This is a genomic window from Xylophilus sp. (assembly GCA_009914555.1).
Classification (GTDB): Bacteria; Pseudomonadota; Gammaproteobacteria; order Burkholderiales; family Burkholderiaceae_C; genus WNDY01.
Window position 1 is genome coordinate 1 of the sequence record WNDY01000107.1, and the last position, 6948, is coordinate 6948.

The following is a 6948-nucleotide window of genomic DNA, read 5'->3' on the forward strand; positions in this document are numbered from 1 at the left end:
GTCGAGAATCTGAACGACCTGACCGGAGAAACCGCACTGTGGGAAACCTGGTGTGCCCTTCATGAACAGCACGACGTCGTTGGTCTTCACTTCATTGTCGATGAAATCGTTGATTCCGGTCATTTTAGTTCCTTTCAGGATGCCGGTTCAAATCCCGGCCCGCGTAGGGAGAGGTTCTACCCCAATATAGTAAGCTGAGCTTTGGTAATCACCCTCTAAAGGTGAAAGCAAGTCAAATTAGCGCGAAATCAGGCTGTTTTGGGGGCAACATCTTGCCGCAGGAAGAAAATCACCGCCCGGATTGTCGTTTCCAAGTGCCATTGCGTGTATTTCAACACTTGGCTAAAGGCTGGAAAGCTCAACCGAGGGCGGTGTTGGATTAGTTTATTCTGGTACGCTGGTCTGGAGGGCAAGGGCGTGAAGCACGCCGCCCATGTTGCCCTTGAGGGCGTCATAGACCATCTGGTGCTGCTGCACGCGTGACTTGCCACGGAAACTTTCCGCAACAACTTCCGCCGCATAATGATCTCCGTCTCCGGCAAGGTCGCGGATCGTAACCTTTGCGCCGGGAATACCTTCGCGTATCAGTTTTTCGATCTCATGAGCGTCCATAGCCATGCAAAATCTCCTGCCTTTTAGGGCTTCTTCTTGTTCGTTTCGAATCGTAACGCATCATCGTGATACGTCAATATTCAACTGTCTAACGTTTAAATTGCCGACAAGCAAACGCCCGGCGCGGTGTTCCCGGCCGGGCGTCAATTGGTAACAGTTCTAACCAATAACGATTAGTTGTCGACTGCAGCTTCTCCACTCATGAAGCCCGGGAACCAGCCTTCAAAAGCATTGTTAAGCTCTGCAACTGCTACATCAACCGTTGCACCGAACTTCAGGCGGTCGCCGCCGACCGTGCCGAGTACACGGAACGGAACGCCAGCACCTTCTGCATTGAGCGCAATGAGTTTCGCCATTTCAGGCGTTGCTGCAACAACATAACGCGACTGATCTTCGCCAAACAGCGCTGCATGTGGCAGGCCGTCGCCCGCATCAAGAACCGCACCCTTGCCGGACTTGATTGCCATTTCAGCAACAGCAACGGCAAGGCCACCATCGGAGAGATCGTGACAGGCTGTCACCTGGCCATTGCGGATCGCCGAACGGACGAACTCGCCGTTACGCTTTTCAAGCGCAAAATCAACTGTTGGAGCAGGGCCGTCAGCGCGGTCGAAAAGATCGCGCAGATAGACCGACTGACCCAAATGGGTGCCGTCGCCTCCCAGCAGAACCAGCGTGTCGCCATCCTGCATTCCACCGATTTTGGCCATCTGCGACCAGTCAGGAATGAGGCCGACTCCGGCGGCAATGGTCGGAGTTGGCAGGATCGCCTGACCGTTGGTTTCGTTGTAGAGCGATACGTTGCCCGAAACGATTGGGAAGTCGAGCGCACGGCAAGCTTCGCCGATACCTTCAATTGCCTTGACCAGCTGGCCCATGATTTCCGGCTTTTCAGGATTGCCGAAGTTGAGGTTGTCTGTCGATGCAAGCGGCTCAGCACCGGTTGCGGTAATGTTGCGCCAGCATTTGGCAACAGCCTGCTTGCCGCCTTCAAACGGATCAGCTTCGCAATAGCGTGGCGTTACGTCAGACGAGAAAGCGAGTGCCTTGGTGGCGTGACCTTCAACGCGGATCACACCAGCATCGCCACCCGGGAGCTGCAGCGAGTTGCCCTGAATGAGTGTGTCATACTGTTCGTAAACCCAGCGGCGTGATGAAGCATCCGGCGAGCCAACGAGCTTGAGCAGCGCATCCGAATAGTCTTCAACCTGTGGCACATTGCTGGCAAGCAGCGGTGCATGCTTGCCTGGTTCCATCCACGGACGATCATACTCAGGAGCTTCGTCACCGAGTTCCTTGATCGGCAGGTTTGCAACTTCTTCGCCCTGATGGATGACGCGGAAGCGCAGATCATCAGTGGTCTTGCCGACGATTGCGAAATCAAGACCCCACTTGCGGAAGATCGCCTGTGCTTCTTCTTCCATTTCTGGCTTGAGAACCATGAGCATACGCTCCTGGCTTTCCGACAGCATCATTTCGTAAGCTGTCATGTTTACTTCGCGAACCGGAACATGGTCGAGAATGAGCTCGATACCAAGATCGCCCTTCGCACCCATTTCCACAGCAGAGCATGTGAGACCCGCAGCACCCATGTCCTGAATGGCGATAACCGCACCCGAAGCCATCAGCTCAAGGCATGCTTCCAGAAGGCACTTTTCGGTGAATGGATCGCCAACTTGAACGGTTGGACGCTTTTCTTCAATCGATTCGTCAAATTCAGCCGATGCCATCGTTGCACCGCCAACACCATCACGGCCCGTCTTGGCACCGAGATAGACAACCGGGAGGCCAACGCCCTTGGCTTCCGACAGGAAGATGCCGTCATGCTTGGCAAGGCCAGCCGCGAATGCATTGACGAGGATATTGCCGTTATAGCGCTTGTCGAAGTTCACTTCGCCGCCAACGGTCGGAACGCCGAAAGCATTGCCATAACCGCCAACGCCGGAAACAACACCGGAAACAAGGTGGCGGGTCTTTGGATGGTCAGGCTCACCGAAACGCAGGGCATTCATGGATGCAATTGGGCGAGCACCCATTGTGAAAACGTCGCGCAGAATGCCGCCAACGCCTGTCGCCGCGCCCTGATAAGGCTCGATATACGACGGGTGGTTATGGCTTTCCATCTTGAAGACGACGCAGTCGCCATCGCCAATGTCAACAACGCCAGCGTTTTCACCCGGACCCTGGATAACGCGTGGGCCGGTTGTCGGGAGAGTACGCAGCCACTTCTTCGACGACTTGTAGGAACAATGTTCATTCCACATGGCCGAGAAAATGCCAAGCTCCGTAAAGCTTGGTTCGCGTCCGATCAGATCGAGAATACGCTGATATTCGTCCCGCTTGAGGCCGTGAGCAGAGATAAGTTCCGGCGTGATGTCGCGCTTATTGGAAATAGTCATGGAGATGAGGGACCCCGTCGCAGGCTGCGGTACCCGGAAACTTCTGCCGAAGGGCGGACACCTAAGGTTTCAAGGGGCCTCTTTAACCTAACTCTGTTGGAAGCGCGACAGGAAAATGCCGATTTCCCGGCTCAAATGCTACCTTCATAGCCTACTTGTTCATTTCCCAGCAATTGCCGCAAAGTTGCGAAGCCATTTTCGATCAGATTACGATCCGTCGGTGAGGAAAAAGCAATGCGAACCCGGTGGTAAGTTCGATCAATGCGCCCGGTTTTGAACTCGTCTTCATCGTCGATCAGTAGTCCGTTTTCATAGGCGGCTGCTTTGAATGTACTGGCAAGCCATGGTTCCGGCAGTTTCAGCCAGAGGATCGGAACATGCGGTGAAGAAACAAAGTCGTAACCGGCGAAGACCTTGCGGGCCAATTGCTCGCGCCATTCGATTTCAGCCGAGCACTTGTCCAGCAGGGCATTCGCCTGACCTGAAAGCACCATCTGTGCGGTAGTTTCAGCGAGCAGAAACGAAACGCCGCCCGTCATCAGCTTGTGGGTCACGCGTAAACGTTGCGCGCAATGCGGCGGGCAGGCCACCCAGCCGCAGCGCAAGCCAGCCGTTACGGCCTTTGAAAGACTGCCGAGAAGAAATGTCCGTTCCGGTGCAATATCGGCGATCTTCGGGATATTTGACCGGGTCATAACCCCATATGTGTCATCTTCAATGAGCCAGACATTGTGTCGTGCGGCGATATTGGCAATCGCCACTCGGCGCTCATAGGGCATGGTCGCAAGCGTTGGATTGTGGATGCTTGGCATGAGAAACGCCATTGTCGGGTGCTGCTGGTTGCAGACCCGCTCGAATTCTTCCGGGATCATGCCATATTCATCGCTTGCAGCAATCGCGACGCGGCGTCCGGCAATTTTCACAGACCGGCTCACTTGTGTAAGTGAGATCTTCAAAAACAATCCTGTCGCCCGGCGAGGTGAAAGCCGTAATCGCCGCAATTGCACCAGCATGTGCTCCGTTGGTGATAACAATATTGCTCGCATCAGCAGGAGCGTTTTCCTGATTGAGTCATTGACTTCCGGCTTCAAGCCAGTGTTGCGGGAAATGTCGCGTGTAGTTGACAACTTCATGCGGGAAATTGCGAATGACAGACGCAATCAGCGGCTCAAGTATCGTATTTTGTCCGACGTCAGGAGCTGCCGTCGTATCGAAGCGCCCCTTGTCGAGCGGTGCGCCCTGAATACGTGTGCCAGCAATGCCATCGCTCGAATAGGCAGGCGGCGAATTCTTGCCGTCGGTCCTGCCAAGCACATAAGTTCCGCGACCAACTTCGCCGGTTACAAGTCCACGCTCATGCGCGAGAGCATAGGCGCGCCCGATTGTGCCGATTGTCACCTTTAGATCATAAGCCAGATTGCGTTGCGGTGGTAGCTTCTGTCCCGCAGGCAAAGTTCCAAGGGCGATCGCTTCTTCAATTGCGTCAGCGAGTTGAAGATAGAGTGGGCCGGATTTTCCGGTGAGGTCGGGAAGCCAATTTGTCATGGTCACAATATAAGCATTGTACCGATATTTGAGTCAATTGTATTTACGTTTCACGCATCAGATTGATGCACAATATCGGCTAAGCCCAGTTTAAAAGGCTGTTCGCTATGACATATACGTCAGTTAAGCACGATGAAATAGATACAATTGATACAACCCAGACAAGGGAAAGCGATTTTTGTTACGCTTCTCGTTCTGTCTGGCAGCGTTTCATTGAATGGTGCTCTCTGCGTCTCATGCTGCGTCGCAGACGCATTGAATTGATTGATCTGACGGACGAGCAGCTTCGCGATATAGGTATTACGCGGAACGAGGCAGATGTGGAATCGCGCAAGGTCCGTTTCCACATCCTTTAAATTTGAACGTCAGCAGCCTTTTTGGCCCGATGCCCAACGATTAATGTCAGCACTGATACGACTGCTATGACCCTGTTGCATCATCGGGCCAAAGGCTTCAATGCGTGCTGGATTGCCTTCTGCCTGCACAACCAGGAGTGGGCGTCCCGCCAGATTTCGAGCAGGAACCACAAACATACGTGGACGCCCTGAAAAAGAATTAAGTTCCAGCGCAAATGCATAGCCGCGAAAATCTTTATCATTGGATTTGAACCAACAGCTATTCGCTCCCACAGCGATCCGCTCCATGGTTGCCAACGCTGCTTTGCTAACACTTGTGGGAGTCGGAGGCGTCGGTTTCGGCGTGCAGGCTGCAAAAAGTGCCAGAGCAGGCAGTGCAACGAGCGCAATGGTCTTGTTCTTCAAGGAAGGCTCCATAAGAACGTTTTCGGCAAGACCAACAAAAGAGTGGCTTGCCGATAAACGCATAGAAACAATGTGTTAAAGCACATTTTCAAAAATGCGCTTTCTATTGGACGAGATAATTCAGGCAAGCTGCGCATGAAAGCCTTTAACCCGTCACTCATCTCATTCCATATGAGTTCGAACGCAGGGTCCTGCTTTGCTTTCACCGCATATGTGTCGAATTTTGGGTAAGCAGCGAGCAAATCGTCTTTCCCCGAAAGCTTCTTGAGCGGCTCCATGAGGAAGCGTACTGGCAGCAGCCATGCATCGGCAAGTGTCGGCGCATCGTTGAGCGCAAAATCGTCATCGGTGAGACGGGATTCAACCACGCTCAAGCCTTTGTGGAGCTTGGTAAACAGCCGCTCGATAGTGGCCTCGTCCCTTTCAGGCTTGCTCTGAAGAATGAAGAGTTTCATCGCAGGGCCGAGAACTTCCAGTTCCGTCACACGCGCCAGAAGGCGGATCAGAGCACGCTCGCGCGGGGTGCCGGGCAGAACGGGAGTATCCGGAAAATGATCTTCCAGATATTCCGCAATGACGGCTGCTTCAAACAATGCCTCGCCAGAGCCGGTAATCAGCACCGGGACACGCTTTAAAGGTGTCACATGAATGAAGTCTTCGGGAAATGGGATAGGGGAGGTTAATAGGTTTGAACGGCAGTTCCTTGAGATAAAGAACACCGCGCACAAAAGCGGAATAGGGGGAGAGTGGGCGTGAATATAACTGCATCGATATCGTTCCCCGATTCGGTTTACTCATGAAGTATCTATCGATCAAGCTGCCACGATTTTGTGCGTGACGCTAGAGCGCATTCCGAAAAATGGGATCGGTTTTCGAAACCAGATGCGCGTAGAAACAAAAATATCGAGAGGTTTCAACGCTTCGATATCAACTGGAACTACTCCAGAGTGTCGTGTGTCTTATTGGATCAGAAATATCGCTACAAATAACTGTTTTTACAGCATAATTTTATCTTATATCGAGTTAATTTTAAGGAGCTAGGCTCTAGCAGGCTGTTGAAAAAGGCCTGGCGTGAAGACTTTGGTCGTGATTCATTGGCTTTGTGGAGATTGGGAGTTGATGGATGCGTGGCGGCGATGTGAGGACAGGTCAACTCTTCAGTTATGTCGATCTGGAGGATCGTGTTCGTCGTGATCATCCGCTGCGGGCAATCCGGCAGATCGTGAACGACGCGCTCGTTTTGCTGGAACGGGAGTTCGCAGCGCTCTATTCGCCGATCGGGCGGCCATCGATCGCGCCTGAAAAGCTTCTGCGCGCCATGCTTCTGCAAGCCTTCTATTCAATCCGCTCTGAGCGACTTTTGATGGAGCGGTTGGAATACGACCTTCTATTCCGCTGGTTCGTCGACATTGGCATTGACGATCCAGCTTGGGACCATTCGGTGTTTTCGAAGAACCGCGACCGGCTGCTGGAAGGCGACATCGCCGCGAAGTTCCTGGGTGCGATCCTTTCGCAGCCCAAGGTAAAGCGGCTGCTGTCAACGGACCACTTCTCTGTCGATGGCACGCTGATCGAAGCCTGGGCGTCGATCAAGAGCTTCAAGCCGAAGAACGGCTCGGGCGAATCACCAT

General features: G+C 53.2%; 8 protein-coding genes and 1 pseudogene. 2 read left to right on the top strand and 7 right to left on the bottom strand.

From position 1 onward, the window contains the following. The 5 genes and pseudogenes from GAK38_RS23090 to GAK38_RS23110 all read right to left on the bottom strand — a co-directional run. Positions 1-123: pseudogene (locus tag GAK38_RS23090) on the bottom strand (Grx4 family monothiol glutaredoxin); the annotation flags it as partial. A 261-nt stretch (positions 124-384) separates the two neighbouring features. Further along, the gene (locus GAK38_RS23095; protein WP_007874594.1) at positions 385-618 is read right to left on the bottom strand and encodes a BolA/IbaG family iron-sulfur metabolism protein; all 234 of its coding nucleotides are present in this window, start codon (positions 616-618) and stop codon (positions 385-387) included. 167 nt (positions 619-785) lie between these two features. Further along, the gene (gene purL, locus GAK38_RS23100) at positions 786-3011 is read right to left on the bottom strand and encodes a phosphoribosylformylglycinamidine synthase subunit PurL (RefSeq protein ID WP_325347233.1); all 2226 of its coding nucleotides are present in this window, start codon (positions 3009-3011) and stop codon (positions 786-788) included. Between the two features lie 131 nt (positions 3012-3142). Further along, positions 3143-4102, bottom strand: coding sequence for a PLP-dependent aminotransferase family protein (locus tag GAK38_RS23105; protein WP_325347234.1), 960 nt, complete (start codon positions 4100-4102; stop codon positions 3143-3145). After that, positions 4083-4556: a GntR family transcriptional regulator gene (locus tag GAK38_RS23110; protein ID WP_325347237.1), complete on the bottom strand. Its 474-nt coding sequence runs from the start codon at positions 4554-4556 to the stop codon at positions 4083-4085. The genes GAK38_RS23105 and GAK38_RS23110 overlap by 20 nt, the downstream gene beginning before the upstream one ends. A 236-nt stretch (positions 4557-4792) precedes the next feature. Here GAK38_RS23110 and GAK38_RS24055 point away from each other — a divergent pair, with 236 nt between their 5' ends. Then, positions 4793-4912 carry a DUF1127 domain-containing protein gene (locus tag GAK38_RS24055; RefSeq protein ID WP_443089269.1) on the top strand — a complete coding sequence of 40 codons (120 nt, stop codon included), beginning with the start codon at positions 4793-4795 and terminating at the stop codon, positions 4910-4912. Positions 4913-4921: 9 nt separating this feature from the next. Here the strand turns inward: GAK38_RS24055 and GAK38_RS23115 are convergent, their stop codons facing one another. After that, positions 4922-5317 (bottom strand): hypothetical protein, encoded by a 396-nt coding sequence (locus GAK38_RS23115; RefSeq protein ID WP_325347235.1) that lies wholly within the window; start codon positions 5315-5317, stop codon positions 4922-4924. Continuing rightward, on the bottom strand, positions 5314-6036 hold the full coding sequence (locus GAK38_RS23120) for a glutathione S-transferase family protein (protein ID WP_325347236.1): 723 nt from the start codon (positions 6034-6036) through the stop codon (positions 5314-5316). The genes GAK38_RS23115 and GAK38_RS23120 overlap by 4 nt, the downstream gene beginning before the upstream one ends. Before the next feature lie 404 nt (positions 6037-6440). Between GAK38_RS23120 and GAK38_RS23125 the strand changes: the two genes are divergently transcribed. Continuing rightward, positions 6441-6948: transposase (locus GAK38_RS23125; RefSeq protein WP_325346951.1), on the top strand; the 508-nt coding region annotated here is incomplete at its 3' end.